The sequence below is a fragment of the Pseudomonas sp. TE3-3-F2023 genome (assembly GCF_036784815.1).
Lineage (GTDB): Bacteria > Pseudomonadota > Gammaproteobacteria > Pseudomonadales > Pseudomonadaceae > Aquipseudomonas > Aquipseudomonas pudica.
Map to the genome: position 1 here is coordinate 3,825,453 of NZ_CP145113.1, position 26,804 is coordinate 3,852,256.

General features: G+C 61.7%; 27 protein-coding genes. 11 read left to right on the forward strand and 16 right to left on the reverse strand.

What is annotated here, in order from left to right:
- Positions 1 to 4: 4 nt before the first annotated feature.
- Positions 5 to 895: a universal stress protein gene (locus V3314_RS17250; RefSeq protein WP_046613738.1), complete on the reverse strand. Its 891-nt coding sequence runs from the start codon at positions 893 to 895 to the stop codon at positions 5 to 7.
- 69 nt (positions 896 to 964) lie between these two features.
- Here V3314_RS17250 and V3314_RS17255 point away from each other — a divergent pair, with 69 nt between their 5' ends.
- Positions 965 to 1,954 (forward strand): universal stress protein, encoded by a 990-nt coding sequence (locus V3314_RS17255; protein ID WP_046614077.1) that lies wholly within the window; start codon positions 965 to 967, stop codon positions 1,952 to 1,954.
- A gap of 55 nt (positions 1,955 to 2,009) precedes the next feature.
- Here V3314_RS17255 and V3314_RS17260 read toward each other — a convergent pair whose 3' ends face one another.
- Positions 2,010 to 2,501, reverse strand: coding sequence for a BCAM0308 family protein (locus V3314_RS17260; RefSeq protein WP_046613739.1), 492 nt, complete (start codon positions 2,499 to 2,501; stop codon positions 2,010 to 2,012).
- Between the two features lie 154 nt (positions 2,502 to 2,655).
- On the opposite strand from V3314_RS17260, the gene prs reads away from it, so the two are divergent.
- Entirely contained in the window at positions 2,656 to 3,615 is a 960-nt protein-coding gene (prs, locus tag V3314_RS17265) for a ribose-phosphate diphosphokinase (protein WP_338459362.1), read from the forward strand.
- A gap of 15 nt (positions 3,616 to 3,630) precedes the next feature.
- On the opposite strand, the gene V3314_RS17270 is transcribed toward prs, so the two are convergent.
- The 4 genes from V3314_RS17270 to V3314_RS17285 all read right to left on the reverse strand — a co-directional run bounded on the left by V3314_RS17270 (position 3,631) and on the right by V3314_RS17285 (position 8,822).
- The gene (locus V3314_RS17270) at positions 3,631 to 4,521 is read right to left on the reverse strand and encodes a universal stress protein (protein WP_046613741.1); all 891 of its coding nucleotides are present in this window, start codon (positions 4,519 to 4,521) and stop codon (positions 3,631 to 3,633) included.
- 28 nt (positions 4,522 to 4,549) lie between these two features.
- Entirely contained in the window at positions 4,550 to 6,169 is a 1,620-nt protein-coding gene (gene groL, locus V3314_RS17275; protein ID WP_284384744.1) for a chaperonin GroEL, read from the reverse strand.
- 110 nt (positions 6,170 to 6,279) lie between these two features.
- Positions 6,280 to 8,562 (reverse strand): heavy metal translocating P-type ATPase, encoded by a 2,283-nt coding sequence (locus tag V3314_RS17280; RefSeq protein ID WP_338459364.1) that lies wholly within the window; start codon positions 8,560 to 8,562, stop codon positions 6,280 to 6,282.
- 5 nt (positions 8,563 to 8,567) lie between these two features.
- Positions 8,568 to 8,822 carry a hypothetical protein gene (locus V3314_RS17285; protein WP_024086880.1) on the reverse strand — a complete coding sequence of 85 codons (255 nt, stop codon included), beginning with the start codon at positions 8,820 to 8,822 and terminating at the stop codon, positions 8,568 to 8,570.
- Positions 8,823 to 9,009: 187 nt separating this feature from the next.
- Between V3314_RS17285 and V3314_RS17290 the strand changes: the two genes are divergently transcribed.
- Genes V3314_RS17290 through V3314_RS17300 form a run of 3 tightly spaced genes read left to right on the forward strand, consistent with a single transcriptional unit; the run spans position 9,010 to position 11,979 of the window.
- Complete coding sequence (locus V3314_RS17290) at positions 9,010 to 9,657, forward strand: BON domain-containing protein (RefSeq protein WP_003256842.1); 648 nt, start codon at positions 9,010 to 9,012, stop codon at positions 9,655 to 9,657.
- Between the two features lie 27 nt (positions 9,658 to 9,684).
- Entirely contained in the window at positions 9,685 to 11,526 is a 1,842-nt protein-coding gene (gene ftsH, locus V3314_RS17295; RefSeq protein WP_338459365.1) for an ATP-dependent zinc metalloprotease FtsH, read from the forward strand.
- A 27-nt stretch (positions 11,527 to 11,553) separates the two neighbouring features.
- Positions 11,554 to 11,979: a potassium channel family protein gene (locus V3314_RS17300; RefSeq protein ID WP_046613745.1), complete on the forward strand. Its 426-nt coding sequence runs from the start codon at positions 11,554 to 11,556 to the stop codon at positions 11,977 to 11,979.
- Between the two features lie 7 nt (positions 11,980 to 11,986).
- Here V3314_RS17300 and V3314_RS17305 read toward each other — a convergent pair whose 3' ends face one another.
- The 3 genes from V3314_RS17305 to V3314_RS17315 all read right to left on the reverse strand — a co-directional run bounded on the left by V3314_RS17305 (position 11,987) and on the right by V3314_RS17315 (position 15,495).
- On the reverse strand, positions 11,987 to 14,362 hold the full coding sequence (locus tag V3314_RS17305; RefSeq protein ID WP_023663329.1) for a phosphoketolase family protein: 2,376 nt from the start codon (positions 14,360 to 14,362) through the stop codon (positions 11,987 to 11,989).
- Positions 14,363 to 14,406: 44 nt separating this feature from the next.
- Positions 14,407 to 14,871, reverse strand: coding sequence for a CBS domain-containing protein (locus V3314_RS17310; RefSeq protein WP_003256840.1), 465 nt, complete (start codon positions 14,869 to 14,871; stop codon positions 14,407 to 14,409).
- A 63-nt stretch (positions 14,872 to 14,934) separates the two neighbouring features.
- A complete protein-coding gene (locus V3314_RS17315) occupies positions 14,935 to 15,495 on the reverse strand; it encodes an Hsp20/alpha crystallin family protein (RefSeq protein ID WP_023663330.1) in 561 nt (186 codons plus the stop codon).
- A gap of 195 nt (positions 15,496 to 15,690) precedes the next feature.
- On the opposite strand from V3314_RS17315, the gene V3314_RS17320 reads away from it, so the two are divergent.
- Positions 15,691 to 16,422, forward strand: a complete 732-nt coding sequence (locus V3314_RS17320) for a hypothetical protein (protein WP_046613746.1) — start codon at positions 15,691 to 15,693, stop codon at positions 16,420 to 16,422.
- Here the strand turns inward: V3314_RS17320 and fnr are convergent.
- A complete protein-coding gene (gene fnr, locus V3314_RS17325) occupies positions 16,397 to 17,128 on the reverse strand; it encodes a fumarate/nitrate reduction transcriptional regulator Fnr (protein WP_046614078.1) in 732 nt (243 codons plus the stop codon). The two genes, V3314_RS17320 and fnr, sit on opposite strands and share 26 nt — an antisense overlap.
- 215 nt (positions 17,129 to 17,343) lie before the next feature.
- Between fnr and V3314_RS17330 the strand changes: the two genes are divergently transcribed.
- From V3314_RS17330 to V3314_RS17340, 3 genes are all read left to right on the forward strand, one after another.
- Positions 17,344 to 18,228: a universal stress protein gene (locus V3314_RS17330; protein WP_338459366.1), complete on the forward strand. Its 885-nt coding sequence runs from the start codon at positions 17,344 to 17,346 to the stop codon at positions 18,226 to 18,228.
- 110 nt (positions 18,229 to 18,338) lie between these two features.
- A complete protein-coding gene (locus V3314_RS17335; protein ID WP_046613748.1) occupies positions 18,339 to 18,908 on the forward strand; it encodes a GNAT family N-acetyltransferase in 570 nt (189 codons plus the stop codon).
- Positions 18,909 to 19,003: 95 nt separating this feature from the next.
- Positions 19,004 to 20,371 (forward strand): erythromycin esterase family protein, encoded by a 1,368-nt coding sequence (locus tag V3314_RS17340; RefSeq protein ID WP_038409427.1) that lies wholly within the window; start codon positions 19,004 to 19,006, stop codon positions 20,369 to 20,371.
- 18 nt (positions 20,372 to 20,389) lie between these two features.
- Here the strand turns inward: V3314_RS17340 and V3314_RS17345 are convergent, their stop codons facing one another.
- From V3314_RS17345 to V3314_RS17365, 5 genes are all read right to left on the reverse strand, one after another.
- On the reverse strand, positions 20,390 to 21,049 hold the full coding sequence (locus V3314_RS17345; protein ID WP_338459367.1) for an alpha/beta family hydrolase: 660 nt from the start codon (positions 21,047 to 21,049) through the stop codon (positions 20,390 to 20,392).
- On the reverse strand, positions 21,042 to 21,746 hold the full coding sequence (locus V3314_RS17350) for a phosphoribosyltransferase (RefSeq protein WP_338459368.1): 705 nt from the start codon (positions 21,744 to 21,746) through the stop codon (positions 21,042 to 21,044). Before V3314_RS17350 ends, V3314_RS17345 begins: the two co-directional genes overlap by 8 nt.
- A 62-nt stretch (positions 21,747 to 21,808) precedes the next feature.
- Positions 21,809 to 22,417, reverse strand: a complete 609-nt coding sequence (locus V3314_RS17355; protein ID WP_046613750.1) for a hypothetical protein — start codon at positions 22,415 to 22,417, stop codon at positions 21,809 to 21,811.
- A 55-nt stretch (positions 22,418 to 22,472) separates the two neighbouring features.
- Positions 22,473 to 23,840 carry an MBL fold metallo-hydrolase gene (locus V3314_RS17360; RefSeq protein ID WP_046613751.1) on the reverse strand — a complete coding sequence of 456 codons (1,368 nt, stop codon included), beginning with the start codon at positions 23,838 to 23,840 and terminating at the stop codon, positions 22,473 to 22,475.
- A gap of 2 nt (positions 23,841 to 23,842) precedes the next feature.
- The gene (locus V3314_RS17365) at positions 23,843 to 24,757 is read right to left on the reverse strand and encodes a universal stress protein (RefSeq protein WP_338459369.1); all 915 of its coding nucleotides are present in this window, start codon (positions 24,755 to 24,757) and stop codon (positions 23,843 to 23,845) included.
- 186 nt (positions 24,758 to 24,943) lie between these two features.
- On the opposite strand from V3314_RS17365, the gene V3314_RS17370 reads away from it, so the two are divergent.
- Complete coding sequence (locus V3314_RS17370; protein ID WP_338459370.1) at positions 24,944 to 25,492, forward strand: GNAT family N-acetyltransferase; 549 nt, start codon at positions 24,944 to 24,946, stop codon at positions 25,490 to 25,492.
- Positions 25,493 to 25,519: 27 nt separating this feature from the next.
- On the opposite strand, the gene V3314_RS17375 is transcribed toward V3314_RS17370, so the two are convergent.
- Positions 25,520 to 26,446 carry a universal stress protein gene (locus tag V3314_RS17375; protein WP_046613754.1) on the reverse strand — a complete coding sequence of 309 codons (927 nt, stop codon included), beginning with the start codon at positions 26,444 to 26,446 and terminating at the stop codon, positions 25,520 to 25,522.
- Between V3314_RS17375 and V3314_RS17380 the strand changes: the two genes are divergently transcribed.
- Entirely contained in the window at positions 26,445 to 26,594 is a 150-nt protein-coding gene (locus V3314_RS17380) for a hypothetical protein (protein ID WP_338459371.1), read from the forward strand. The genes V3314_RS17375 and V3314_RS17380 overlap by 2 nt on opposite strands.
- The last annotated feature ends 210 nt before the right edge of the window (positions 26,595 to 26,804 follow it).

Here is a 26,804-nt window from a genome sequence, read left to right on the forward strand (position 1 = left end):
TGAATCAATCTGCTGACGGGGGCCTGACTGTCAGAATGCTGCACGGGGCATGATTGACGAGCCGTTGGGTAGTATCGCCGATCAGCTTGGCCCAGCGTCTGGGCTGCACCACGCCGACCACCACCACATCGATCTTCAGTGTGGGAACGAGGGACTGAATAACGCGCAGCGGCGCACCTTCGATAAAGTAGCGCTGCGCATAGGGAACGCCATGGGTATCGGCCAGTTCATCGAATGGTAGCTGGAGCGACTCGCGCACTTGCTCCGCCCATGGCGCTGCAAGGTCGGGATTGGCCAGTATGGCCAACGGCAAATCGTAGGCCGACAGTAGATGGACCTGGCCGTTGCATGCGCTAGCCAGTTGCCGACCTGCCTCCACCAGCGCATGGTTCAGCGCCTGCTGCGCAAGGTCCGCCTTGGCCACATCCACGGCCACCAGAATGTTCGCGGGCATGGCCCTGGCCTCGGCAGGCACGAGCAGCAATGGCACTTGGCTGGTATGCAGCAACACATGGTCAACCGAAAATTTGTCGTTCAAGCCAGGTACCGGACTGGCGGGGAGCCCCTTGATCACCAAGTCAGGCGCAAAGCGTGCAATACACGCCGGTACGAGGTCACGCGCCTTGGAGGTTTCCAGCGCTTCGGAGGTAGTGTGCAACCCTACGGGCGCCTGCTCGTCGAGCAATGCCTTGAGCCCGGCACTGAAGTGCGCGAACGCGGCTGAAGGTTCTGAAGCTTGCTGCCCTGGCTCGGGCAAGCCAGGTTCTGTGAGGGTGTGGATGCCCAGTACGTGCAGGGAGGCACCTGACGCTTGAGCCAATGCCATGGCCCGATGCATCGCGGCATGGGCCTGGACCTTGGTCATGACCAGAAGAATCCGGCGGTACAGGCTCATCAGCCACCTCCTGGCGCGAACATGCGGTGCTGCACCGCTGTCATTATCGAAGCTGCCGCTCAGCCAATCTTGATAAATATCAAGACTATCAAGCCCCAGAGCGTCACCCTTGGCCTGTACCGGTGGGCCTTCATCGAGGCTGCCGTCGCCGTGGAGGCCATCATGAACGCTTACTCGCGACTGCTACTGATCTGCCATCCAGACCTGCACTCCTCGCCTGCCCTGACGCGTGCTCAGGCGCTGGCCAGTACGACAGGCGCCACCTTGCACCTGGTGGTGCTCAGTCAACTGCCCTCACGCCTGACCACACTGGACCAGGTGCTGCGCAGCAATGCCCGCAAGCAGGACGCCGAGCACCGCAAGGCTTGGCTCGCCGACCAAGCAAAGGCGCTGGGCGAACTGGGTATTACCGCCTACGCCGAGACGCTGGACGATGAAGACCCGCTCAAGGACTTGATCCGGCTGGCCCAACTGCACCGGGTGGCGATGGTGATAAAGGACATCAGGCACGAAACCGCCTTGAGCCGTGCCCTGCTCACCCCCTTGGACTGGCAGCTGCTGCGCCGTTGTCCGATCCCGATGCACCTGGTGGCCCAGGCTGAAACCAAGCTGCCAGCGCGCATACTAGTCGCAGTGGATCTTGTCGAGCGCGACCCGGTGATCGAAAAGCTCAACGACCATATCCTGCAATCGGCGCAGTCACTGGCACAGCGATGCAAGGCGCAACTGCATCTGCTGCAGGCCTATGAACCCACCACCAGCTTCGTTGCCTATGCCGCCGCACCCGTGGCCTGGACTGACAAGCTGGTAGAGGAAATATCCGGTCGCGCGCGCGAGCGCATGGCGACGTTCGGCGGCCGCTACGGCATCAAGCCAGATCACCTGCACCTGGTGCGAGGCGCTGCCCGTAACGTGGTCAGCGACTACGCGAACCAGCATGGCTTCGATGTGGTGGTGATGGGTACGCTCTACCACGAGGGGGTGAGCAAGGTCGTTGGCAGCACTACAGAGCAAACCCTGTACAAGGTTCACTCCAGCATTCTGGCAATCCACGGTTGAACGATCACCTGCCTGGTTTCACCTTCTCCCTGGAGTGAAACCAGGCGAACTGACCTCAGTCGCGATGCCAATCGATACTCAAGTACACATCGCTGTCGCTGTAACGGTAGCTGCAAGTTCCATCGTAGGCGGCCTCCAGCTCATGACCGATGCGGTTGGCCAGGTGGGTACCAGTGGTGGTTGCTACCAGTTGATCCTGCTGGTACTCGATGGCTATCAAGCGCTCAAGAACATGCGTCTGCTTTTCCTGTTGCTCCACGTTATGCATGAGCTTGCGAATTTCCTCTTCGTGCGCTGCCAGAAAACGGCCCGATACCCGCACTTGTCCGGCAGCAGCACGGTCCTCGATACGTCGGCATGCGGGGCAGACAATCGAATCTACCGGCCCAGGCCCCATAGCCCCATGGGCGTGCCACTCTCCTCCATGGTAGGCAGCGCCACATTGCGGACAACGCGCGCTGCCGCCAGAACGAAGCGGCGTGGCATAGGGGTCGAACGGGTGTGGCTTGAACAGTTTGTCCTTGTGGCTTTTCTGGTATTTGTCCATTGGCGTACTCTCCGTGCAGGGTATAGGTGCGCAGGCCTTGGCATGCTCTGACCTGCCCAGTGTCCGCCTGCTGGCTATGCTCGACTTGATAAACGTCAAACCCCACAGTCCAACTCAGCTTATGTTGCTATGTACGACCAATGGAGCGCAGGGCATGAATGACACACCGCCGTTACTGTTCGCCCTGCGAGGCAGCCAGGCCTATGGGAATGCCGTGGCGCAACGCCTGGGTTGGACACTGTCAGCACATGAAGAGCGTGACTACGAGGACGGAGAGCACAAATGCTGGCCTGGCGAATCGGTCGACGGTCGATCGGTCATCGTCTTTCACTCGCTCTATGGCGACGCGCACCACAGCGCACACGACAAGCTGTGCCGGTTGCTGTTCTTCTGTGGTGCGCTCAAGGACGCCGGTGCCAGCCAGGTGACAGCAGTCACGCCTTACCTGTGTTATGGCCGCAAGGACCGCAAGGTGGAGTTTCAGGATGCGACCATCACCCGCCATGTGGCTTGCCTGATGGAAAGCTGCGGTGTCGACCGCGTGGTGGCGCTGGACGTACACAACCCCAGCGCCTTCGACAACGCCTACCGAATCCCGAGCTGGAACCTGCAATGCACCGAGCTGTTCGCCCAACACCTGGCCCCGCTGCTCGGTGAGCAGACAGTCACGGTCGTGTCGCCGGATATTGGCGGCATCAAACGGGCCGAGCAGTTTCGTCAGGTTCTGGCGGACCTGCTGGGGCGCCCGGTATCTGTGGCCATGATGGAAAAGCACCGCCAGCAGGCGGGCCTGAGCGGCGAACACCTGGTGGGTGACGTGGCAGGCAGCACTGTCATCGTGTTCGACGACCTGATCAGCACGGGGCAGACGCTGCTGCGCGCAGCCCAGGCCTGCCGACAGGCCGGAGCCAGTCGCATGCTGGCCGCTGCCACCCATGGCCTGTTCACCACTGGTGGCGAGCTATTCGACAGCGGGGTATTCGAACGGGTACTGGTGGCCGACAGCATCGCGCCCTTTCGCCTGCCCGTGCGATGCCTGCAGCAGCTGGATATCGTCGATACCAGCGCCCTGGTCGCCGAGTTGCTTGCCAACCGCCGGGGCTGGGGCGCATGAACCCCAGGCATGGCCCTACACCGCCAGGATATTGCAGGGTATCTGGTACAACACGTGCTCCGTGGTGCTGCCGAACAGTCGGTCCAGCCCACGGGCAAGCGGCCTGCCCATGACGATCACGTCCACCGGGTGGGTTTCGACATATTCACTCAGCACCGCGACCGGGCGGCCCAGCAGGAAGTGCCTGCGCTCGGCCGGCGCACCGTAGCGGTCGGCCAGCGCCTTGAAATCGTCCTCCAGGGCATGGCGCAAGGACTCGCCGACGTCGCCAATGGCCCAGGCGCCATATCCCATGTCGCCCATGTAGGCCATGGTCAGGTCACAGGCGAACAGCAGGTCCAGTTGCGCGCCGGTCTGCAAGGCCAGCGCATTGGCCTGCTGGACGATGCTGTTATTGCGCGCCTGGCCCTCGGGCGATTGATCGGCCACGTCCACCGCCGCGACGATCTGGCGAGGCAAGGCCGGTCTGGCGGCACCCAACAGGTAGACCGGGATCGGGCAATGGCGCAGCAACTGCCAGTCCAACGGGGTAAAGAAGGCCCGCTTGAGCACCGGCTCGTGCTCGACCTGCTTGAGCAGTACATCCGGCTGCATCTCCAGGGCATGTTCGAGAATATCCGCCTGCAGATCGCTGCTCCAGGCGACTTCCGTCGTCACTTGCACACCCGAGGCTCGTAGCACCTTGGCCTGGGCCTCGAGCTGGTCTTGCTGGGATTGCAGGTAAGCCTGCCGCTCGCTCCGAGGGTCACCTGTCTCCAGGAACCTGAGCTTGTCCAGCGACTCCAGCAAACCCACTATGTGCAGGCTTGCCGAACTTGACCCGGCCAGGGCGGCAGCCTGTTCCAAGGCACAGGACTGGCACAATGCCGGGCGCAGGATCAGCAACAGGCGTTGATAGTGGCTCATGGTAGCCTCCAATGATCGGTTCGCCTGATCACTCAGGGATTGGGGGTTGCATCAAAGGTGCTGGTTTTTCCGGGATATCGGTCATGGTTGCCTCGGTCAGCAGCAGGATGCTGGCGACCGAAACAGCATTCTCGAGGGCGATGCGCACCACTTTGGTGGGGTCGATGATGCCGGCCTCGTACAGGTCGACATAGGTGTTGGCCGCCGCGTCGAACCCGATACTGCCCGTTTCGGCGAGCATGCGTGCCACCACCACACCCGCGTCCACCGCGGAATTATCGGCAATCATCCGCGCCGGGGCCTCCAGCGCACGGCGTAGTATCTGCAGGCCCGTACGCATATCGCCTTCGCTGTTCGCCTCTTCAGTGAGCAACACCGACACAGTCTTCAGCAAAGCCAGGCCGGCGCCAGGCACGATGCCTTCGGCGATGGCTGCACGGGTGGCGGCCAGGGCATCGTCCAACGCGTCCTTGCGCGCTTTCATCTCCGCCTCGGAGGGTGCCCCGACACGTATCACTGCCACACCGCCGGCAAGCCTGGCCAGGCGTTCGTGCAGTTTTTCCCGATCATAATCGCTGGTGCTGGCCTCGATCTGGGCGCGGATATGCCCAACGCGGGTAGCCACCGCTTGCTGGGTGCCACTGCCACCAATCAACGCGGTGCTGTCCTTCAACACCACCGCACGGTGCACTTGGCCAAGCTGGGACAGCTGCAACTGATCGAGCGTGACGCCAAGCTCTGCCGACACCAGGGTCGCCCCCGTGAGCACCGCGATGTCCTGAAGTATTTCCTTGCGCCGGTCGCCATACCCAGGAGCCTTCACCGCCACCGCGCGCAGTACGCCGCGGATCTGGTTGACTACCAGCGTGGTCAGGGCCTCGCCGTCGATGTCCTCGGCAATAACCACCAGCGGCTGACCGCTTTTCGCCACCTGTTCCAGCAGGGGCAGCAGATCGTTGAGTGCGCCGATCTTGTGATCGCATAGCAAGACACAGGCATCGGTCAGTTCGACCTGCATCTTCTCGGTGTCGGTGACGAAGTAAGGCGACACATAGCCTCGGTCGAAGCGCATGCCATCCATGATCTCGACCTTGGTTTCGGTGGTCTTGGATTCCTCGATGCTGACCACACCTTCCACGCCAACCTTCTCCAGGGCATCGGCGACCAACTGGCCAATCAACGGATCGTTGTGCGCTGACAACGTCGCCACTTGTGCTTTTTCCTTGGCAGTGCAGACCTGTCGTGACTGCGCCAGCAACGATTTGATGACCAGCGCCAAGCCCTTGTCCAGGCCTCGCTTGAGATCGATGGCACTGGCTCCGGCCACCACGTTGCGCACGCCGTCGGCCAGGATCGCGTGAGCGAGCACAGTTGCGGTACTGGTGCCATCACCCACCGCTTCACCAGTGCGCTCGGCCGCCTGGCGCAGCATCTGCGCGCCGAGGTTTTCCTCCGGGTCCTGCAGAAAGACGCGTTTAGCGATGGTCACGCCATCGTTGCAGACAGTCGGTTTACCCCAACTGCTTTGCATCAGTACCGATTTCGATTTGGGCCCTAGCGTAACGCGCACGGCATCGGCGAGCTGGGTGGCACCACTGAGGATCTTCTCCCGCGCTGCGGAGCGAAACAGGATTTTGCTGTGGGGCATGGTATTGCCTCCCGTTCAGGCCAGGGCAGAGAACAACTGCTGCCAGCATCCCGCTGCACCGTGTTGGGTGCTTGATTTTTATCAATCCTACAGGGCGCTGAACGCCGCGCTCAGCGTTGATCCAGGTACCGGTACAGGGCTTCTTCCTGGTCGAAATGCAACTTGGCCAAGGTGTCCAGGCGTATCAGCTGGTGCTGGATGTCATCAGGGCTCGGGCTCGCTGCCGCCCGGTTGAAATCCTGGCTCATGCAGGAAAGAAGATGGATGAGGCGGAAGATTTCCCGGTGGGTATGGCTCATCGCCGAGAGCGGATCTTCGCCCTGCATGAAGTGGCTCAGCAGCGGATACAAACGACGCTCGTCATCGCGCTCGTGGCGCTCCAGAAGGTCATGCAGGCCGGTGACCAGTTTGCCTAGGTCGTCCCGCGCCTGCTCGATGGGGCGTTTGGCGAAATCGCAGGCCATCTGGCTCAGCTCCGTCAGCAACCCGTCGAGTTGCCGATGCTCATCCTGCAACCGATCCAGGTCCTCGACGGCAAGCCCACTGCGTCGCCTGGCCGTCAAGGGGCCCAGCGCACGCAAGGCGTTGACGATGATCAACAGGTCTATAGCTTCCTGCAACACTGCCCCCATTAGCGCGGGCAAGTAACCGGCGGCTGCAACCAGCATGGCCAGCAACGACAGGCTCATGCCCACCCATACCCCCTGCCGGGCGATGTGCACGGCGTGCCGGGCGATATCCAAGGCATCGACCAATCGATCAAGGCGATCGACCAGCAACACCACACCGGCCGCCTGGGCAGAGGCCGTGACGCCAGAAGCGCCCATTGCAACCCCGACATCGGCCGCCGCCAATGCAGGCGCATCGTTGATGCCATCGCCGACCATCAGCGAGGGCGCCATGCGGCAGCCGTCCTGCACCAGGCGAATCTTGTCTTCTGGAGAGAGCCCCGAGCGAAGCTCGTCGATACCCGCCGCCAGCGCAACCATTTCCGCAGTTTCCGGGCGGTCACCGGTGAGCATGACGACCTTTTCGATCCCGCGCGCCCGCAGGCGGCGCAATGTCTGGGGGGTTTCCCGGCGCAGGTCATCCGCCAGTCGCAGTACCGCTTTCAACTCACTGTCAACCGCCACGAAACTGCCGCTGTTTGCCAGGTAGTCCAGTTGCTGCAAACGCGCCTGTGCCCACCGGCCATCGTCCTTCTCGTTCTGCACATAGGCCAGGGCGCCCAAGCGTACAGCCTTGCCTTGAACGATCCCGGCAAGCCCCTGGCCGGGGCTTTCCTGCACCTGCTCGGGTGCGGTCAGCGTCAGGTTGCGCAGGCGGGCAGCATGAACGATGGCCTGGGCAATCGGATGGGTCGATGACTGGGCCAACGAAGCGGCCAACTGCAGCATCTGCAACGGCGCGCCTTGCCCCTTCAGTTCGATCGACTGCAACTGGGCGTGACCACTGGTCAAGGTACCGGTCTTGTCGAGGAACACCTGGCGGATGCCGGCCAGGGCTTCAAGCACCTCGCCGTCACGCACGAGTATGTTGCGCCGTGCAGCCCTCGAAATACCCGAGATGATGGCAATTGGCACCGCCAGTATCAGCGGGCAAGGAGTAGCGACCACCAGCACGGCAAGCACTCGCTGCACATCGCCACTGGCCCACCACGCCAGCGCAGCAATGAGCAATGTCAGCGGGATCAACGCCAGCGCATAGCGGTCGGCCAGGCGCATGAAAGGTGCCCGTGACTGACGTGCCGCTTCGGCCAGTTTCACGATGCCAGCGTAGGTGCTTTGCGCCGCGATATGCGTGGCCAGCAACAGCAGCGGCGCACCGGAGTTGGTCACCCCACTGGCCACCGGCTCACCAGCATGGCGGGTAACCGGTAACGATTCGCCAGTCAGCGCAGCTTCGTCCAGGGTCGCCTGCTCGGATTGCAACCACCCATCCACCGGTACGATCTCGCCCAGGCGCACCAGTACACTCTGCCCAGCGCGGACTTCGTCCACCGGTACCTCACGCAAACCATCCTGCTCTTGAATCCAGGCCCGCTGAGGGGCCCGGTCGATCAGTGCCCGTAACTCGCGCTCGGCGTGACGCAAGCTGAGAGTCTCCAATGCACGGCCCGAGGCAAGCATAAGCGCAACCACGGCGCCTACCAGCATCTGCTCAAGGGCCAGGGCCGCGCCAATCGACATCAGCGCGATCAGGTCAATGCCCGCCTCACGCCTGGCCAGGCGCCGAGCCATTTCCACCGCCAGCACCGCTGCCATGATCGCGCTGCCGGCGGCCCAGATCAGCGCAGCCCAGGTCGGCTGTTGCGCCGCATAGGCCAGCCCTCCGAGCAGCAAGGCCAGGACGCAGACCAGCAACAGGCTTGGGTCCAGCCATCGACGTGACATGGCGGTCACTTGCGCTTGGCCTGCTGCAGCAACTGTTGGACCTGTTCCTGGGCCTGGGTCGCTCTGCGCAGTGCCTCGTTGGCGGTCTGCTCGACCAGGTCGATGCGGTAGCACACCTGGTCGGCCCGTAAACGGGCGGTAGCCGCGTTGTTTTCGGCCGACTCCAGGCGCGCGTCGTATTCTTCAGCGTGCCAAGGGGTACAGCCCGAAGCCGATGCCAGCAGCAAACTGGACAATCCGGCAAGCAGATAGCGTTGCATGTTGGTGCCCTCGCGCATGCCCAAGACACCCTCAGTATCGGCATCGCCACTCAGCGCAGCCTGACATTTATCAATCTCGCCCAGCGTGCCGGTTTTGACCTTTGTCAATCACGTAATACCGCTGGGGGGTAAAAACATGGGCTGAGAACATCTCAGCCCACCTTTCCAATGGATAGCGGAGACCATCATGAACGACCTTGATTTGCGCGACCTGGTGCTCGAAGAGTTGGCGTTTCAACCTGACATCAATGCCGCCAGCATCGGTGTGACGGTGCAGGACGGTGTGGTCACACTGTCAGGCCATGTCAGCAGTTATGCCCAGAAGATCAGTGCCGAGCGCACCGTAAAAGCCATGAAAGGCGTGCGTGGGCTGGCCGAGGAAATCGAAGTCCGGCTGAACAAACTCGAAGGCACCGCCGACGATACCATTGCCAGCCGTGCCCTGAAGATCATCGCCTGGAGCTCGGATGCCAATGTCGAGGGCATCAAGGTCACCGTTCACAAAGGCACGGTGACCTTGGAAGGCGAACTGGACTGGCAATACCAGAAGGAAGTGATCGAACAGGCGGTGTGGCGTCTGTCGGGCGTGATCAGCGTGCAGAACCGCATCACTTTGAAGGCGCGGGCCGATGCCAGCGATATTCGCCACCACATCGAACAGGCACTCAAGCGCAGCGCCGAGATTCAGGCCGAAGGCATTCGCGTCACCGTCAACGGTGGTGTGGTCAGGCTGGAAGGCAAGGTGCATTTGCTTCGCGAACGGGAGCTGGTCGAGCGCGCCGCCTGGGCGGTGCCGGGCGTGAGCAAGGTCGAAGACTACTTGTTGATCGCCTGACCCGGCTGCCCACCACGAGATATGGTCATGAACAAAGATCAGCCCTGGAAGCTGTACTTGCTGGCGATCGGGCTTTCCGTGCTCGCCGCCATTCAGTTCGGCCTATTCGACCGTGCGGCCGTGCAGACCATCTCCTATAGCCAGTTCCTGCAATTGCTGGAGCAGCAGAAGGTCAGCGACCTTCGGGTAGAACACGACCGTATCCTGGGCAAGCTGCAGGAACCCATCGCCGGCCGCTCGATGTTCTCCACGGTGCGGATCGACCCGCAACTGAGCGAGCAACTGGGCCGCACGGGCGTGACCTTCACCGGAGTTGCCGAGGACAGCAACCTGGCTGCCATGGTGGGTTGGCTCATGCCGCTGATAATGATGCTGGCGCTGTGGTTCTTCCTGTTTCGTGGGGTAATCGATAAACAAGGCCTGGGCGGTCTGATGGGTGTGGGGAAGTCGCGCGCCCGGGTCTACGTCGAGCGTGACATCAAGGTCACCTTCGCCGATGTGGCGGGCATAGACGACGTCAAGGGCGAACTCACCGAAGTGGTGTCCTTCCTCAAGAACCAGGCGTTCTATGCCCGTCTGGGGGCGCATGTGCCCAAGGGCACATTGCTGGTCGGCCCCCCGGGCACCGGCAAGACGCTGGTGGCCAAGGCGATCGCCGGCGAAGCGGCGGTACCCTTTTTCTCGATCTCCGGGTCCGAGTTCGTCGAGATGTTCGTCGGCGTGGGCGCGGCGCGGGTGCGCGACCTGTTCGACCAGGCCCGACGCGCCGCGCCCTGCATCATTTTCATCGATGAACTGGACGCCCTGGGCAAGATGCGTGGCATCGGCAGCCTGGGTGGCAATGACGAAAAGGAACAGACGCTCAATCAACTGCTGGCCGAACTGGATGGCTTCGACCCACGCGAAGGCGTCGTGCTGCTGGCAGCGACCAACCGCCCTGAGATACTGGACCCCGCGCTGCTGCGAGCCGGACGGTTCGACCGGCAGATCCTGATCGACCGGCCTGACCGCAAGGGTCGCCTGGCGATCCTCAAGGTGCACCTGCACAAGATCGTCTACAAGAACGACCTGGACTGCGAACGCATCGCCGACATCACCCCCGGCCTGACCGGCGCCGACCTGGCCAACCTGGTGAACGAGGCCGCCATCGTCGCCACCCGACGTGCCAGCCAATGGGTCGAGCTGCAGGACTTCACCGCTGCCGTCGAGCGCCTGGTGGCAGGCGTGGAGCGCAAGGGCAACGTGCTGCGCGACGATGAACGCCAGGTCGTGGCGTACCATGAGATGGGCCACGCGCTGGCCGCAAGCAGCCTGCCGGCGATGGACCCGGTGCACAAGGTGTCGATCATCCCCAGGGCCGCTGGCTCGCTGGGGTTCACCCTGCAACGGCCGACCGATGACCGCTACCTGATCAGCGCGCAGATGCTCCGCGACCGGATCGTCGTGCTGATGGCCGGACGAGCCGCCGAAAGCCTGGTATTCGGCCAGGTGTCCACCGGGGCTGCCGACGACCTGGGACGCGCCACCGACATCGCCCGCCAGCTGATCACCCGATTCGGCATGAGCACGGAACTGGGCCAGGCAGTGCTGGAGCGCCAACAGGCCAGTTACCTGGGCGAATCGTTGTTGCGCCAGGAGCGCAAGGACTACTCAGAGCAGACCGCGCGCGAAATCGACCTGGGTATTCGAGGCCTGCTGGAAGACGCTTACGCCCGTGCCCGGACCTTGCTCGAGCAACGACGCGCCGACCTGGACACTGGGGCACGCCTGCTGTTGGCCAGGGAAACCATCACCCCGGAAGAATTCCCGGCGCTGCTGCCGGTGGCCAAGGACCCTGCCACCTATAATCTGGTCGATGCGGCCAAATGACACTCCAATCCAGTCCGAGTACCGACCATGCTCACCGTCACATTGATCAACATGCTGGTGGTGGTCCTGGTGGTGATCATCCACTACGAATGCCTGCTGCGCCTGAACGACTGGCTACCGCGGCTGAAACTGTGGAGCCGATTCCGGATCGTCGCAGGCGTATTCGGCGCGCTGCTGGCTCATGCGCTGGAGGTCTGGTGTTTCGCCCTGGTGTATTACCTGATGATTCACGCCGAAGGCTGGGGCACGCTCAGTGGCAACTTCGACGGCAGCTTCCTGGATTGCGTGTACTTTTCCTTCACCACCTACACCACGATAGGCTTTGGCGACATAGCGCCTAACGGCCATCTGAAGTACCTCACCGGCCTGCAAGCGTTGACAGGCCTGGTGCTGATCACCTGGACCGCGTCGTTCCTGTTCCTCGAAATGCAGAAATACTGGAAAGCCAAATAACGCCTGTTCAGGCGTCTGGGTGTGGCGTCCAGTGCCATTGCGCAACCTCAGGCATGTCTTCGCCATGCTCGATTAGGTACAGCTTGTGCCTTTCCATGGTCGACCAGTAGCGGGTTCGCGCCTGCTCCACCTGCGCTCGCAGGCGAGGCACGCGTTCGAACACATCAAGCACCAGCTGGTAGCGGTCGAGGTTGTTGATGACTGCCATGTCGAACGGCGTGGTGGTTGCCCCTTCTTCACGGAAACCATGCACATGGAAGCGCTGCGGGTTGGCACGCTTGTAGATCAGGCGGTGAATCAGGGCAGGATAACCATGGAAGGCGAAGATCACCGGCTGCTCTTCGGTAAACAGCGCGTTGAAGTCACTGTCGGGCAACCCGTGCGGATGCTGTTGCGGTGATTGCAGTGCCATCAGGTCAACCACGTTCACCACCCTCACCCGCAGATCGCCAACGTAATCACGAAGCAGGGTCACGGCCGCGAGCACTTCCAGCGTCGGCACATCGCCTGCGCAGGCGAGGACCACCTCCGGCAGGTCATCGTCATGGCTGGCCCATGCCCAACGCCCAATGCCGGCCTGGCAATGCAAATTCGCCGCCTGCCCATCCAGCCACTGCCATTCCAGCTGTTTTCCGACAACGATCACATTGATGTAGTCACGGCTGCGCAAGCAATGGTCAGCCACGGACAACAGGCAGTTGGCGTCCGGTGGCAGGTAGATGCGCGCAAGATCGGCCTTCTTGTTCGCCATAAGGTCGAGGAAACCTGGGTCTTGGTGCGAGAAGCCGTTGTGGTCCTGGCGCCAGACATGCGAAGTCAGGAGGATGTTCAGCGAGGCGATCGGCTTGCGCCAAGGCACTTCGGCGGCGGTCTTGAGCCATTTGGCATGCTGGTTGATCATCGAATCGACGATATGAATGAATGCTTCATAGCAGGAAAACAGGCCGTGCCGACCGGTCAACAGGTAACCTTCCAGCCAACCTTCGCATATATGTTCGCTGAGTATCTCCATTACCCTGCCGTCTGGCCCGAGGTGGTTATCTTCGACGCCGTGGGGATCCAACCAGACCTTGCTGGTCGCCTCGAACACGGCGTCCAGCCGGTTGGACGCCGTCTCGTCAGGCCCGAACAGGCGGAAATCGCGGGACACCAGGCTGTTCTTCATGACATCGCGCAAGTAACTGCCAAGAACCCGCGTCGCCTCTGCACGCACCTGTCCAGGGGCGTCCATCTTCACGCTGTAATCGCTGAAGCGCGGAAGGTCGAGCGCCCGCAACAGCAGCCCGCCATTGGCATGAGGGTTTGCGCTCATGCGCCGCCGTCCGGTCGGGACCAGTGCGGCCAGTTCCGGCAACAACGCGCCCTGGGCATCGAACAGCTCATGAGGGCGGTAGCTTTCCAGCCATTGCTGCAATTGCTGCAAGTGCAGCGGCTTGCGAAGATCACCCAGGGGCAGTTGGTGGGAGCGCCAGGTCCCTTCTACCCGCTGCCCATCGACGAATTTCGGCCCCGTCCAGCCTTTGGGGGTGCGCAATACCAGCATTGGCCACAACGGCCGGTCGATGGCTACGCCCGACTCGGTGTGCCGGGCAAGGCGCTGAATCTGGCAGATTTTCTCGTAGATCACATCAAGCGTCCTGGCCAACGCCCGATGAACCTCCATCGGTTCGTCGCCCTCGACAAAATAGGGGTCATAGCCATAGCCATACATCAGGCTGGTCAGCTCGTCCTCGCTGATCCGCGCCAGCACCGTCGGGTTGGCGATCTTGTAGCCGTTGAGATGCAGGATCGGCAGTACCGCACCGTCGCGCGCGGCATTGAGGAACTTGTTGCAATGCCAACTTGCGGCCAGCGCGCCGGTTTCCGCTTCGCCGTCGCCTATGACGCAGGCCACGATCAACTGCGGGTTATCCAGGGCAGCGCCATAGGCATGGACCAGGGCATAGCCAAGCTCGCCACCCTCGTGCAGAGAACCCGGGACATGCGGGCCGACATGGCTGCCAATGCCATACGGCCATGAAAACTGACGAAACAACCGTGCCATCCCCTGCGCATTGCGTTCTATCGCAGGGTTCAGCTCGGTATAGGTACCATCCAGATACGCCTGGGCAACCATGGCCGGGCCGCCATGGCCAGGGCCGGTGACGAAGAGCATGTTGAGATCGTAATGGCGGATCAGCCGGTTCAGATGGGTGTAGATCAGGTTCAGCCCCGGCGATGTGCCCCAGTGCCCCAGCAACCGGGGCTTGATGTCGGCCAACTTCAGCGGGGTGGCCAGCAAGGGGTTGCCCTGGAGATAGATCTGGCCAACGGTAAGGTAGTTCGCGGCCCGCCAGTAGGCATCCAGCCATTCGAGTTCCTCGGTACCTGGATAATCGTTCATGATCGCCCTCTCTGTCGATGGCGCGCACGCGTATGTGTACGCGTTCAGATATCCCCGGCGCGGATATCTTCTTCCCGTCGGCTCTGCTGACGGATCAGCAAGGTCAGCTCGTGCAGGTGGTCGGCCAACAGCCCCACCAGGTCGTCTGCAGTGACAATGCCGACCAACAGGCCAAAGTCATCGACCACCGGGATCCGCCTGATGTTGGCCCGTCGCATGTTCAGAATCACATCGAACAGGTCTTCATTCTGGTTTGCGGTAATCAATGGGCGTGGCAGGACATCGATGGCCTGGAGGTCTTCCTGGTCAGGAGGGTTGCAGGCGATGATCCTCAGCGCAAGGTCACGGTCGGTGATCAGGCCGATAGGCCGGTAACGGTCTCGATCGACAGGCTCGGCCAGCACCAGGTCACCGACGTGGTACCGACTCATCATCCGCGCTGCGGCGAAGATCGAAATGCTGGGGAGCGCAGTGACCACATCCCGGTTGCAGTATTTGCCGATGGACATGATGTTTCACCTTTTTGGAATGCGAAGACGGAGCGTCCCTGCTCCTGAAATCGGTCAGGTCAATCACTTGCTGCTTTTGATAGGAATCACTTTTTCAGGGTGAATCGCTTCTGCACGCTTGGGCAGATGCACCAGCAGCACGCCCTTGGCGAACTGTGCATTAATCTTTTCCGCATCTACTTCACGGGGTAGCTGGAAAACCCGCTCGAAGCTGCCGTAGTGCCGCTCTGACAAGTGGTACTCCTTGCGTTTTTCGTCAACCTCTTCCTGCTTCTCGCCGCGGATCACAACGTTGCCATTGACCAGCTTGATCTCGATGTCCTTGTCGTCCACACCAGGCAGTTCGGCGCTGATGCGAAACTCATCGGCCAGTTCGCTGATATCCATCGCCGGCATGCCATGGCTGAACAGTTCACGGCGCCAGAATGGCTCGACATCGAACGGGGTATGGCTGAACGGCATGCGCAATGGCCGGCGACCGAAATCGTCGAACAGGCTGTCGATCTGACGCCGCAACTGCTGGAATGGGCGCCACAGGTCCGATGGCTCGGTACTTGGCGGCGTAGCCTTGGCAGGTTGGGTGGTTGCGGAAGTGACAGGTACTTTCTTCGCTGTTTCGGACATGGCGACCTCCTCTAATGAGTAATGCCTCCCTGGGAGACGCCTCGATATTGCGCTGGCAGGCGAGCCCGCGTTTGACCTTTATCAATCAGCTGACTGCCGCCATCGCTTCTCGGATTGATACTGATCAAAGTCCCGCTCTGGCATGCGGCTAGCCTGAAAACTACGCAGTACATCCAGACAAGATCGAGGCGATCCATGGAGCGGGACGAAAGCAAAAGTGTCCGCTTGCTTGAAACCTTACCCGGCCCGGGCATTCAACAGTGCCTGCGCCTTGCACTGTGCAGCGCGCAGTTCAGCGAGGCGATGCCAGGCCAGTATTGCCTGCTGGCCAATCGTACCGAGCACTGGCCATGCAGCTACGTCAGCCTGCCCGGGATGGACGGACGGTTCCTGGTGACCACCCGCAGCGCACACTCTCTGGGGCAGCCAGGCGAGCTGCTGGGGTATTCAGGCCCTTTGGGCAGCGCCTGGCCAGTGCCCTTGCAGAGCGCACGGCTACTGGCGATCACACGTGGTGAAGGAATATTGGCGTTACTGTGCATGCTTGATGAAATCCGCTGCTGGCTACCTTGGGTGCGGGTGCGGTTACTGCACGACGGCTTTCCGCTGGAGCTCCTGCCCAACGAATGCCGGGCGTGGCTTCACAAACAAGAGACGGCGCCGCGCGACAGCTCCAGCGGATGGCGGCAACTGACACATCAACTGCAAGAGTTCATGCCAGATACAGTCTATGGTTGCGCGCCGGCTCAGGTGGCCCGGCAGGCGGCGCGAATGTGTTGGCAAAAAGGAGTTTCTCCCCAGCGCATCTGGCTGCGGTCCGATCATATGCCTCGACCAATCTGGGGGGATCAAGGTCCTCTGGATGGGCCGGTCCAACGCTACGACAGGGTCCTGACGGCGCTCAAGAGGGCTCCTCCAGCCGACTGAGGTTCAGCAGGCCTTGCAAGTCGACCAGTCGAACTTCCCGCCCGACGCACTTCACGAACCCTGCCTGGGTGAAACGGCTGAACAACCGGCTGACGGTTTCCAGAGTAAGGTCCAGGTAGTTGGCGATATCGCCTCGGGACATCGGCAGGTTGAAGACGTCTGCGCGCAGACCGCGTTCGTGATATCGCTCCGACATGCCGAGCAGGAAAATCGAAAGCCGCTGCTCGGCTCGCCCATGGCAGCAACGCAAGTGTTCGTCCTTGCCCTGAATCCCCAGACTCAGCATATGCAACAGCTGGTAGCGCAAGCCAGGGATCTGCCCCGACAGGTCGACGAGCTGATCCAGCCGGATGGAGCACACCAGCGAAACCTCCAGCGCCAGTGCATAGCTTCGATAATGCCGGGCACCGATAGCGTCCAGCCCCAGCATCTCCCCCGGCAGGACGAAGCCGGTAACCCGCTCGTTGCCCTCGGCATCGAGCAAGAAACTCTTGATGGCCCCTGAACGCAGGGCGTACACATGCTCCATGGGCTCATCGGCCTTGAACAGATATTCGCCCTTCTTCAAAGGCCGGTTACGGCGCACGATTCGCTCCAGCTTGTCCACTTCTTCGGTACCAAGGCTGGCGGGCAGGCAAAGCCGGCTCAACGAACACGCAAGGCACTTCACATGGGGCCTTTTCCCCATATCCAGAGGGCCTGACATGATCATGTCTCCGCTGTTTACATGCGGGTATTAATACAAATTAGCTGGTTCGCCCGGACTTTTTCAGGTGTTCTGACAAAGGGTTGCGCCATGTCGATCAAGGCTTGATGAAGATCAAGTCAAACCGCCGAGTTGCACTCATGCTCGACTATCGACCGGTTGCAAGCAGCTAGTACGGTTTGATTGACGCCCAGTCCAGACAGAAGGCGGAATCCATGAAAATCAATCACTTGCTTTTGATCGCCCCCTGCGATGATCGCTACAGCCCGGCCGTTGAGCTAAGCGCCGAACTGGCAATGGCCATGGACGCCAGTGTTTCGCTTGCAGCGCTACCGGTCCCCTCGCTCGGCGCGCAGAAACCGTCCGTCGAGTCGTACCTGAAACAGCGCGCTGACGATCTTGCATCCAGGGGCCTGGGTGTCGGTCCTGATGTCACGGTACTCAAACCCACGGCGAAAAGCGTCGCTACGCAAATCACACTCTGTAAGGCCGACCTGGTGATCATGGACCATGCCGCCGACTCTGCGGTGCGCCAGGCCGACCTGGACCTGAAACTGCTGGAAAAGGCCCCCTGCCCGGTGCTGTTCGCTCGCGAGCATGTCGCGCTCCGCCTGGAGAAGCTCTTCGTTGCCGCCCCTGCGAGCTGCGAAGACCTCGACGAACGGGCATTGAACACCCACGTCATCGAGGTAGCCAAGGCGGTATGCCAGGCTCGCAAAGGCAAGATGCATCTGTTTTCAGTCTACGACCAGGCGGCGCTGCTGCGCCATAGTGAGCACTACAGCCTTGCAGACATCCCGAGGTACGAAACCCTGGCCGCGATGTGCAAGGCGTTTGTCGGGCAGCTTGGGATTGCGACACTCCACCATCACCTGATCGTCGGCTCTTGCGCCCATTCCATCTGCGCCTATGCCAATCGTTGTGAATACGACCTGGTGGTAATCGCCAATGCACATAACCCTCGTCAGCAAGAGACCCTGCGCTATTTGCTGAACCACCTCAGATGCGGCCTTTTGGTGGTCAATGCACCGGACAGGGAAATGCAGCAAGCGTACGGAGCCTGGGGGAGCCATTACGATCCATCGTTGTTCCCCGCCTGACAGATGACAGTGACCGGTGACCGGGCAATTGACATGTATCAAGTCCGCTCAGGGCCGAGCGTCGAAACTGAACCTCCAATGTTCATTCCCGACCCACGAGGATCATTGCCATGGCACCTACAGAACCCTCCCGTCAATACACCGCCCCCTCGTTTCCCAAGCCTGCGGGCGAGCATTGGATCGAAGCCCTCGACAATGGCACCCATGTACTGATCAGGCCGCTACAAGCCAAGGACCGGGAGCGCGAGAGGGCCTTCATCGAACGGCTGTCACCGCAGTCGCGGCATTTTCGCTTCCTGTGTCAGATCAAAGAGCCCGGTGAGGCGATGCTCGACCAGTTGATGGCGGTCGACCAGGACCGACAAGCGGCTTATGTCGCCCTCGCCCATGTGGACGGCGAGCTGCAGGAGGTGGGCATATCGCGTTATGCCGCCATTGCCGGCAAGGATGAATGCGAATGCGCCGTGACGGTGCTCGACAGCTGGCAGCACCATGGCCTGGGCCGCCTGTTGCTCAAGCACCTGACCGATCATGCCCGGGCAAAGGGCCTGCGGCAGATGTACTCGATCGACTCAGCCGCCAACCTGGCGATGCGCGACTTGGCCAAGGCGGCAGGATTCACCACCACTACCGATCCGGATGATCCGGCCCAGGTCATCCATCGCCTCAACCTGACCTGAAGCGCCGCTGCGCCAGCGCCTGGGGCAGCCACCGTGCTGCCCCGCCCGCTGCAAGCCCCACGACCTCCGGCCCTATCCGCACGAGGAGGGTATCCATGAACGGTAATTCGCGGAAACTGATGGAAAAGCTCTACGGCAAGCAATACCAGGTCGACAGCGCTGAGATCGCCCCCCTGCTGCATCAATTCGCCGAACCCTTGCCTGACCTGGACTCCCCCGCTTTCGCTGCGCTGTTCGACCGCTACGCCGACGCCCGTGTGGTGATGCTGGGCGAGGCAAGCCATGGCACCAGCGAGTTCTATCGCGCCCGCGCGGCAATTACCCGCCGGTTGATCGAACAGCACGGCTTCAACATCGTGGCCGTCGAAGCCGACTGGCCGGATGCCGGGCACGTCGACCAGTACGTGCGGGGCTTGGCCCATTCGGCATGGAAGCGCCATATTTTCAGCCGTTTCCCAACCTGGATGTGGCGCAACAGCGAGGTCAAGGCATTCGCCCACTGGCTGCATGGACACAATCGCCTGCTGGCCGTCGAGCGCCGCGTGGAGTTCAGAGGCCTGGACGTCTACAGCCTGCGCAACTCCATTCATGAAGTGCTGGCCTTTCTGGACCGGGCTGATCCGCACCTGGCCCGCGAAGCGCGCCACCGTTATGGTTGCCTGACGCCCTGGCAGGATGACCCGGCCCTGTACGGCCACTTCGTCGAGCGCGGTGGCGTCATGCCGTGCGAGCAGCCTGTGGTAGAACAACTGAATGTGATGCTGGCCGAACAGCTGTCGGGCCTGATCCGCAATGACGAAGCGTTCTTCAATGCCACCCAAAACGCACGGGTGATCATCGCTGCGGAGCAATATTACCGCGCGATCTACCGAGGCTCGACCGCCTCCTGGAACCTGCGCGACCGGCATATGTTCGATACCCTGCGCGCACTGCTGGAACATCGCGGGCCACACGCCAAAGCCGTGGTCTGGGCACACAATTCCCACATCGGCAACGCAGATGCCACGGAAATGGGTTGGAAAGGCCAGTTCAACATCGGCCAACTGTGCCGTAAAGCCTTTGGCCGGGAGGCCGTGCTGATCGGCATGACCACTGACCGCGGTCAAGTGGCCGCCGCCAGTGACTGGGATGGAGACATGCTGATCAAGGACGTCCGCCCTTCGCGGTCGGACAGCTGGGAGCACCAGTTCCGCCTGGCAGGCGTACCGGCTTCCTTGACCGACTGGCGAGACCCACAGCGCAAGGAGTTGCGTCGCATCTTGTCCATGCCACTGCTCGAGCGCGCGATCGGCGTCATCTACCGACCGGAAAGTGAACGGCTGAGCCATTACTTCGAAGCAGTGCTGGCCGAGCAATTCGATGCCATGCTCTGGATCGAACAGACCCAGCCGGTCAACGCCCTGCCACTACCGAAACAACAGCACCTCGAACCGGAAGACGAAACCTATCCGTTCGGTGTCTGAATATCCGGCCTGCAAGCCTCAGGGGGAAGAGGCTTGCAGGTGGGTGACGAACCAGTCGCCTGCCAGGACGGCAACTTCGGTCAGGGTACCTGGCTCTTCAAACAGATGCGAAGCGCCCGCCACCACCTCCAGGCGATGCTCGCAACGCAGCATCTCGCTGGCCAGGCGATTCAACTCCAGGACCTGCACGTCCCTGCCACCGACGATCTGCAGGGTTGGGGCTTGCACACGACTTAGCGCTTCACCTGCCAGATCGGCACGCCCTCCCCGGCTGACCAGCGCTGCCACCACATCCGGGCGGTCAGCCGCCGCACACAGTGCCGCCGCCGCACCCGTGCTGGCGCCGAACACGCCGATTCGCAATGAGCGAAGCTCGGGGTCCTGCGCCACCCAGTCGATGACATCCGTAAGCCGCTTCGTCAGCAGCGGGATATCAAAGCGCAGCGCTGCAGTCTGGTTATCCAGCCTCAGCTCCTGCTCGGTCAACAGGTCGAACAGCAACGAGCCGAGGCCGCGACTGGCGAGCACGTCCGCCACATACTGGTTTCTGGCGCTCAGCCGGCCGCTGCCGCTGCCATGGGCAAAAATGACCAAGGCACGGGTGTCGGTAGGTAACCGTAGGTCCGCCAGCAGTTCTACGCCCGGCCATTTCATCGAACGCAGCTGCACCTCATTCATCTTCAGCCTCCCCGGCACGCGCCCTGGAGGACTCCGCGAGCCCGGCCTTGTCCATCAGCGCGATGACTTCTTCGTCCGACGTCTGGGGAAAATCCTGGTACCAGTAGCCGACCGAAACCATCCGCTCAGGCACCAGCGGGCAGACCACCTCGTCCACTTCGCCCCACATGGCCTCCAGCGTTTCTGGTGGCGCGACTGGCACCGCGACTACGATACGCAAAGGGGACAACGCCCGTGTCGCCTGAATGGCCGCCATCATCGAGGCCCCGGTTGCCAGGCCATCATCAACCAGGATTACGGTCTGGTCCTTGAGCCGAAGCGGTGGTCGGGTACCTCGATAGGCGCGCTCGCGACGTATCAGTTCCTGGGTTTCCCTGGCAACCACGCTTTCCAGCAAGGTGCGATCGACCGGGTAAGTCCGCAGTGCATCGTCGTTGAGAATCTTCACCCCACCCCCGGCGATCGCACCCATGGCATATTCAGGGTGCGACGGTATTCCAAGCTTGCGCACTACCAGCAGGTCAAGGCGAACCTTGAGGGCGGTAGCGACCTCGTAAGCCACCGGCACGCCGCCTCGTGGCAAGGCGAGCACGATCACATCAGCCCGTCCGGCATATCGGCTCAACGACGCCACCAGGCAGCGACCGGCTTCAGCACGGTCGGGGTACAGGGTGCGACGAGCAAGATCATGCGACATGGAAACCTCCCGCGCCGCGACGGGCGCCTGTCGTTTCAGCTACTGGCAAGCACTACCGCCATTCAAGGCAGCGTCGCCCGGGCCTCTTCAGGCAGCAGGTCGAACTGCTCGAGGCAGCGCTGTTCATCGTCTGCCGTCAACGCCTTGTATGCGCTCACTTCCCGCATCGGCGTTTCGAACAAGGCCAGGCGTATCACCCCATTACGGTCCAGAAACGTTTGCGCCAGGCAGGTACACACCGGCTTGCCGACCAATGCCGTGAGCTTTTCATCCTCAGGGGTGTTCACCCGGGCCTGCAGGCTGTCTGTGCAATTCTCCACGATTCGGTCCACCGAGCGCCCCGCCAGCCAAACCGTGCCGCCAGCGAGCAACGCCAGGAACAGCAACATGCCCAAGAGCACATTCGACTCCTGGGTGACCGAACGCAGGAAGGCAAGCCGAGCCTGCCAGCCCGTGGCCTTGCCATTGAATATGGTCTTGCCTACCGTGCGTTTCACGCCACGCTGCACCACCCACCCCAACGCCACGCACAAGGCGAGCAAAGCCAGCAGCACGAGTGGATGTTGCATCGGCAGGCGCCAGTTCGGGCTCAACGCCCGGTAGGCAGCGACCACGGCGAGCAACGCGAAGATGGCCACGATCAAACCCAGGCTACCCCGTGGCCGATGCATCCAGGCCCGGAGCTTCGACCTTGCTTGTGTTTCCATGACAACCTCCCGGCCCAGGCTAGCGCACTGGGTCAATGGCAACGGTTTCCTGATACTCGGGCACGTACACCTGCCAACCGAGTTCGATGCTGATACGTCGCCGCAGCGTGTCGGCGGCATGGGGCTCGCCATGAATGACGTAGGTCTGGCGTGGCGGGCGGGCGAATCCGCGCAGCCACTCCATGATCTCGTCGGCATCAGCATGAGCAGACAGGTTCTCCATGGCATGCACCTGGGCCCGGATGGGCACGTCTTCGCCATGCAGGCGGACACTGTGCGCACCGGCGACGATGTCGGCGCCACGCGTACCACCGGCCTGGAAACCCGAGAACAGGATGCTGTTACGTGGGTTGGGAGCCAGCGCCTTGAGATGGTGCAGAACCCGTCCACCGGTCGCCATGCCACTGGCGGCGATGATTACAGAAGGCTCACGCAACTGATCCAGACGCCGGGACTCATCGACCGTACGAATGATATGCGTGCCCCTGCACATTGCAGCGCACTCCGCCGGCGTCAAGCGATGCTCGCTCCTGAACTGTTGGTACAGGGTGGTCGCGTCGGTGGCCATCGGGCTGTTGAGGTAGACCGGGACGTCGGGTATCAGGCCATCGCGTTTGAGCTTGTACAGGTGGTACATCAGCAACTGTGCACGTCCAACGGCGAACGACGGTACCAAGGTTATGCCATGGCGCAGGAGAGTCTGGTTGATGACCTGGGCCAGGAATTGCTCGGTCGATTCGGCTGGATGCTGGCGATCGCCATAGGTGGACTCCACCAGCAGCACGTCTGCCGTCCTGATCAGTTCCGGCGCGCGCATGATCGGGTCTTGTGGTCGACCCAGGTCGCCAGACAAGACCACCGTATGGCCGTCGACCTTGATCTGTACCGTCGCCGCGCCGAGTATGTGCCCAGCCGTGCGCAACAGCAGCTCCATCCCCGGCGCGATCATGGTCGGGTGATGCAACTCCACAGGGCGCAACAATCCCAAGGCGCGCTTTGCATCCTGTTCGGTGTAAAGCGGGCGTGCCGGGGAATGCTTGGAGTAGCCGTGCCGGTTGGCATGCTCGGCCTGCTCTTCCTGCAACCGGGCACTGTCAAGCAAGAGGATCTCGGCCAAGGCACAGGTGGCCGGCGTAGCGTAGACCGGCCCGCTATAGCCTTCCTTCGCGAGCACCGGAAGATAACCGCTGTGGTCGAGGTGGGCGTGGGTCAGCACCACGGCATCGAGCGCGCGCAGCGCCGCCGATAGCGGTTCCCAGTTGCGCAGGCGCAGTTGCTTGTAGCCCTGGAACAACCCGCAGTCGATCAACACACGGCTGCTGCCGCGGGTCAGCAGGAACTTGCTGCCGGTCACGGTCCCGGTACCACCGAGGAAGGTCAGCTGCATGGCTAGGGCTCCAGGGTTTCGGCCGCTTGAGGGTGAACTGCCAGCACGCTGCACGGCGGGCGGCTGACTATGCGTTCAGTGGTGTCGCCGAGCAGCTTGTCCAGGCCCTTGGGCTGAACGACACCCATGACCACTGCGTCGATATCCAGCACAGTGACCTGCTCGCGAATCACCTGAACCGGGCTTCCTTCCATGAAGTGGCGGCGTTCCGCCGCGACCCCCTCGGCGTCCGCCAGGGTGTCGAACGGCTCCTTCAGGGCACTGCGCATCTCATCGATCCACGCCTGGGTGACGTTCATGTCCGAAGCGAACACGCCCGTAAGGTTGTAGGCCGAGAGCAGGTGCAACTGCGCATCGCATTGCAATGCAAGTGCCTGCGCGGCGCGGATCAGACCACGGTTGAAGGACGCCTGGACCTCGGGCGTTTCGCTGAAGGAAGTGTCAACGGCGACCAGCACACGTTGGGGCAGTGACGCCGCTGCCGCCGGTACGAAGTGCATGATGCCCTTAAAGCCCCGCATCAACGCGCAATCCAGGGGAGTGCTGAACAGTCGCACCATGGTTGGCGTCGCTTCGCTGTCCTTGATGACCATGTCAGGCTGTAGTTCGCTGATGTAGTCGATGGCCTGGCTGCGGATATCGCCCGCCTGCAGGCTGTCGACCGTCAAGGCGACACCGCTGCTGCGGTGGCGCTCCACCAAACCTGCCAGCCGAATACGGTAGTGGTCGAACTGACGCTGGATATCGGCCTCGTTCAATCGCTCTTCGCGCAGCAGGTGCTCCTGCGTCGGTTCGAACAAGCCCAGTACATGCACACTGGCACCACTCACATGCGCCAGGGCCAGGGCCCGGCGTAGCGCGGCCGAATGCGGATCGAGCTCGGTGAGCAGCACCAACAGTTGTCGATATTGACCCATGGCGAACCTCCGGGCTTGCGCGGCTGGCGTGATGATGTAGGTGATTGTCCGAAAGCAGGCCTGTTCGCGCTTGATACAGATCAGAAAACCACCAGCCGAGCCTGAACTTGACGATTGTCAGAACCGGCGCCGCCCAGCACGGTACAAAAGCTCTGGCAAGCATCGATCAGGTGAGCGGGAGGCGACATGAACAGGCAGCAGACCGAAAAGCCAGACGCGTGCGAACATTGGATCGAAAAGCTTTCTGACGGCACTGCCGTACTGATCCGCCCCCTGCGCGAGGAAGACCGCGAAAGAGACCGCCGCTTTCTCAGCACGATCGCCTTCGAGACCCGGCGTTTCCGCTTTATTGCCGGGCTCAGTGGCGGTGTCCCGAGCCTGGATGCGCAGCATATGCCAGTGGACCATCACCAGCGTGAATCCTACGTTGCCCTGGTCCATGCAGATGGGCAGTTGCGCCAGATCGGGGTCAGTCGGTATGCCTGTGTTCCCGGCAGCCGCCTGTGCGAATGCGCCGTAGCCGTACATGAAGAGTGGCAACGCAAGGGGCTGGGCCGACTGCTGATGCAGCACCTGATCGCAGCCGCAAAGCGCAATGGCTTTCACTCCATGATCTCCAGGGACCTTGCGAACAACTACGCCATGCACCGGCTGACCAAGGCCCTGGGGTTCACCTCCCGCTACCTGGGTGGCGATGTCAGCGAAATCATTCACGAGCTCGATCTTCGCGCCTGAAAGCAAGGCCCTTTCGGGCCTTGTCTCTCAGCCTTGGGAATGCTCTGGTGAAATCACCAGCACGCTGCTGGACAACCGATGCAACACCCGCTCTGCAGTGGTACCGATGAACCAGCCAATGCCGTGATGGTGGTAGCTGCCCATGACCAGTACATCGATATCATTGTTCTCCATGAACAGCGCCAGCACCTTGGCCGGGTCTCCCAGCCGCAGGTGGCGGTGTTCGGGGGCGATACCGTTGCGTTCGGCAAGTGCCTGGAAGGCCTCGCTTTGCGCCTCGTGCAGTGTCTGGGCGAGGTTGGATTCGAACAGAAACGAATGCTCGCGGCTGCCGCTTGAGTCCAGATACATGGACCCCAGGTCGTATGCATATAGCAGTTCGATCTGGGCGTTGCACTGTAATGCCAGTTTCAACGCTTCGCTGATGATCTGGTCGTTGAACCCCTCGAACTGGTCCTCGGGGCGGGACAGGTCCACGGCAGCCAGAATCTTGCGCGGCAGCGCGTGGCTGGCCTGATGCACCAGATGCAGGGGGATGCGGGTTTCGCGCAGCAACTGAATGTCGAGCGAGGTGAACATCGCCCGCACCCACCAGGGTTCATGCTCGAAGGCCTTGATCAGCATGGCGAACGGCTGCTCGCGCAGGTGGACGAGGATCTCGTCCAGCGGATGCTGCACCCATACCACTTCGGTGGTGACCGTGACCCCGTTACGGCGCATCGAAAGCGCTTGGGTTTCCAGCCATCCACGGTGTTGCTGTACATAACCTTCACGCATCACAGCCAGTGCCTGGTCGTTGACCAGGCCCGCCGTGGCAAGGCCTTCGAGATAGTCGAAAGCAACGATATGCAGGGCCATGCCCTTGGCCTTGGCCAGCGCAGCCGCACGGTCGTAGACCGGGGTGCGCCGCATCAGCGGCGAGGCGATCAGCAGGAGTCTTTGCGGGTTGTCCATGGCGCACCTCAGCGGTTGGGAAGTGTTGCTGGATCATCCATCAACCGCACCTGGCGGATTTGATGTTTATCAACTGAACCACTGGGCGGACAAACGGCAACGCCCGCTGCGCGGAAATTTGATGCTGGTCAAAGCTCTTGGCCGTTAACGGCGCAATCTGACCCTACACCAACAACAATCATCGAATGCACCGGAGGCGTGCCATGGCGCACATGAAAACCATCGAAGTCGCCCATGAGACGTTCGCCAGCCAGCGCGATGGCGTGATGAAAATGGCCATCACGCCCTGAACCACCCCTGTTGCCGGCAGGGATGCCTTCGTTCCGCATGGATTTGCAGTTGGTTTGCTCATGCATGC

Coding starts and splice junctions, on each gene's coding strand:
- V3314_RS17335 (WP_046613748.1), top strand. CDS start 18,339: ATGGCACCTACAGAACCCTCCCGTCAATACACCGCCCCCTCGTTTCCC.
- V3314_RS17350 (WP_338459368.1), bottom strand. CDS start 21,746: ATGTCGCATGATCTTGCTCGTCGCACCCTGTACCCCGACCGTGCTGAA.
- V3314_RS17370 (WP_338459370.1), top strand. CDS start 24,944: ATGAACAGGCAGCAGACCGAAAAGCCAGACGCGTGCGAACATTGGATC.
- fnr (WP_046614078.1), bottom strand. CDS start 17,128: ATGTCAGGCCCTCTGGATATGGGGAAAAGGCCCCATGTGAAGTGCCTT.
- V3314_RS17340 (WP_038409427.1), top strand. CDS start 19,004: ATGAACGGTAATTCGCGGAAACTGATGGAAAAGCTCTACGGCAAGCAA.
- V3314_RS17380 (WP_338459371.1), top strand. CDS start 26,445: ATGGCGCACCTCAGCGGTTGGGAAGTGTTGCTGGATCATCCATCAACC.
- V3314_RS17280 (WP_338459364.1), bottom strand. CDS start 8,562: ATGTCACGTCGATGGCTGGACCCAAGCCTGTTGCTGGTCTGCGTCCTG.
- V3314_RS17375 (WP_046613754.1), bottom strand. CDS start 26,446: ATGGACAACCCGCAAAGACTCCTGCTGATCGCCTCGCCGCTGATGCGG.
- V3314_RS17355 (WP_046613750.1), bottom strand. CDS start 22,417: ATGCATCGGCCACGGGGTAGCCTGGGTTTGATCGTGGCCATCTTCGCG.
- V3314_RS17300 (WP_046613745.1), top strand. CDS start 11,554: ATGCTCACCGTCACATTGATCAACATGCTGGTGGTGGTCCTGGTGGTG.
- V3314_RS17360 (WP_046613751.1), bottom strand. CDS start 23,840: ATGCAGCTGACCTTCCTCGGTGGTACCGGGACCGTGACCGGCAGCAAG.
- prs (WP_338459362.1), top strand. CDS start 2,656: ATGAATGACACACCGCCGTTACTGTTCGCCCTGCGAGGCAGCCAGGCC.
- V3314_RS17260 (WP_046613739.1), bottom strand. CDS start 2,501: ATGGACAAATACCAGAAAAGCCACAAGGACAAACTGTTCAAGCCACAC.
- V3314_RS17315 (WP_023663330.1), bottom strand. CDS start 15,495: ATGTCCGAAACAGCGAAGAAAGTACCTGTCACTTCCGCAACCACCCAA.
- V3314_RS17320 (WP_046613746.1), top strand. CDS start 15,691: ATGGAGCGGGACGAAAGCAAAAGTGTCCGCTTGCTTGAAACCTTACCC.
- groL (WP_284384744.1), bottom strand. CDS start 6,169: ATGCCCCACAGCAAAATCCTGTTTCGCTCCGCAGCGCGGGAGAAGATC.
- V3314_RS17270 (WP_046613741.1), bottom strand. CDS start 4,521: ATGAGCCACTATCAACGCCTGTTGCTGATCCTGCGCCCGGCATTGTGC.
- V3314_RS17330 (WP_338459366.1), top strand. CDS start 17,344: ATGAAAATCAATCACTTGCTTTTGATCGCCCCCTGCGATGATCGCTAC.
- V3314_RS17310 (WP_003256840.1), bottom strand. CDS start 14,871: ATGTCCATCGGCAAATACTGCAACCGGGATGTGGTCACTGCGCTCCCC.
- V3314_RS17365 (WP_338459369.1), bottom strand. CDS start 24,757: ATGGGTCAATATCGACAACTGTTGGTGCTGCTCACCGAGCTCGATCCG.
- ftsH (WP_338459365.1), top strand. CDS start 9,685: ATGAACAAAGATCAGCCCTGGAAGCTGTACTTGCTGGCGATCGGGCTT.
- V3314_RS17285 (WP_024086880.1), bottom strand. CDS start 8,822: ATGCAACGCTATCTGCTTGCCGGATTGTCCAGTTTGCTGCTGGCATCG.
- V3314_RS17345 (WP_338459367.1), bottom strand. CDS start 21,049: ATGAATGAGGTGCAGCTGCGTTCGATGAAATGGCCGGGCGTAGAACTG.
- V3314_RS17250 (WP_046613738.1), bottom strand. CDS start 895: ATGAGCCTGTACCGCCGGATTCTTCTGGTCATGACCAAGGTCCAGGCC.
- V3314_RS17305 (WP_023663329.1), bottom strand. CDS start 14,362: ATGAACGATTATCCAGGTACCGAGGAACTCGAATGGCTGGATGCCTAC.
- V3314_RS17290 (WP_003256842.1), top strand. CDS start 9,010: ATGAACGACCTTGATTTGCGCGACCTGGTGCTCGAAGAGTTGGCGTTT.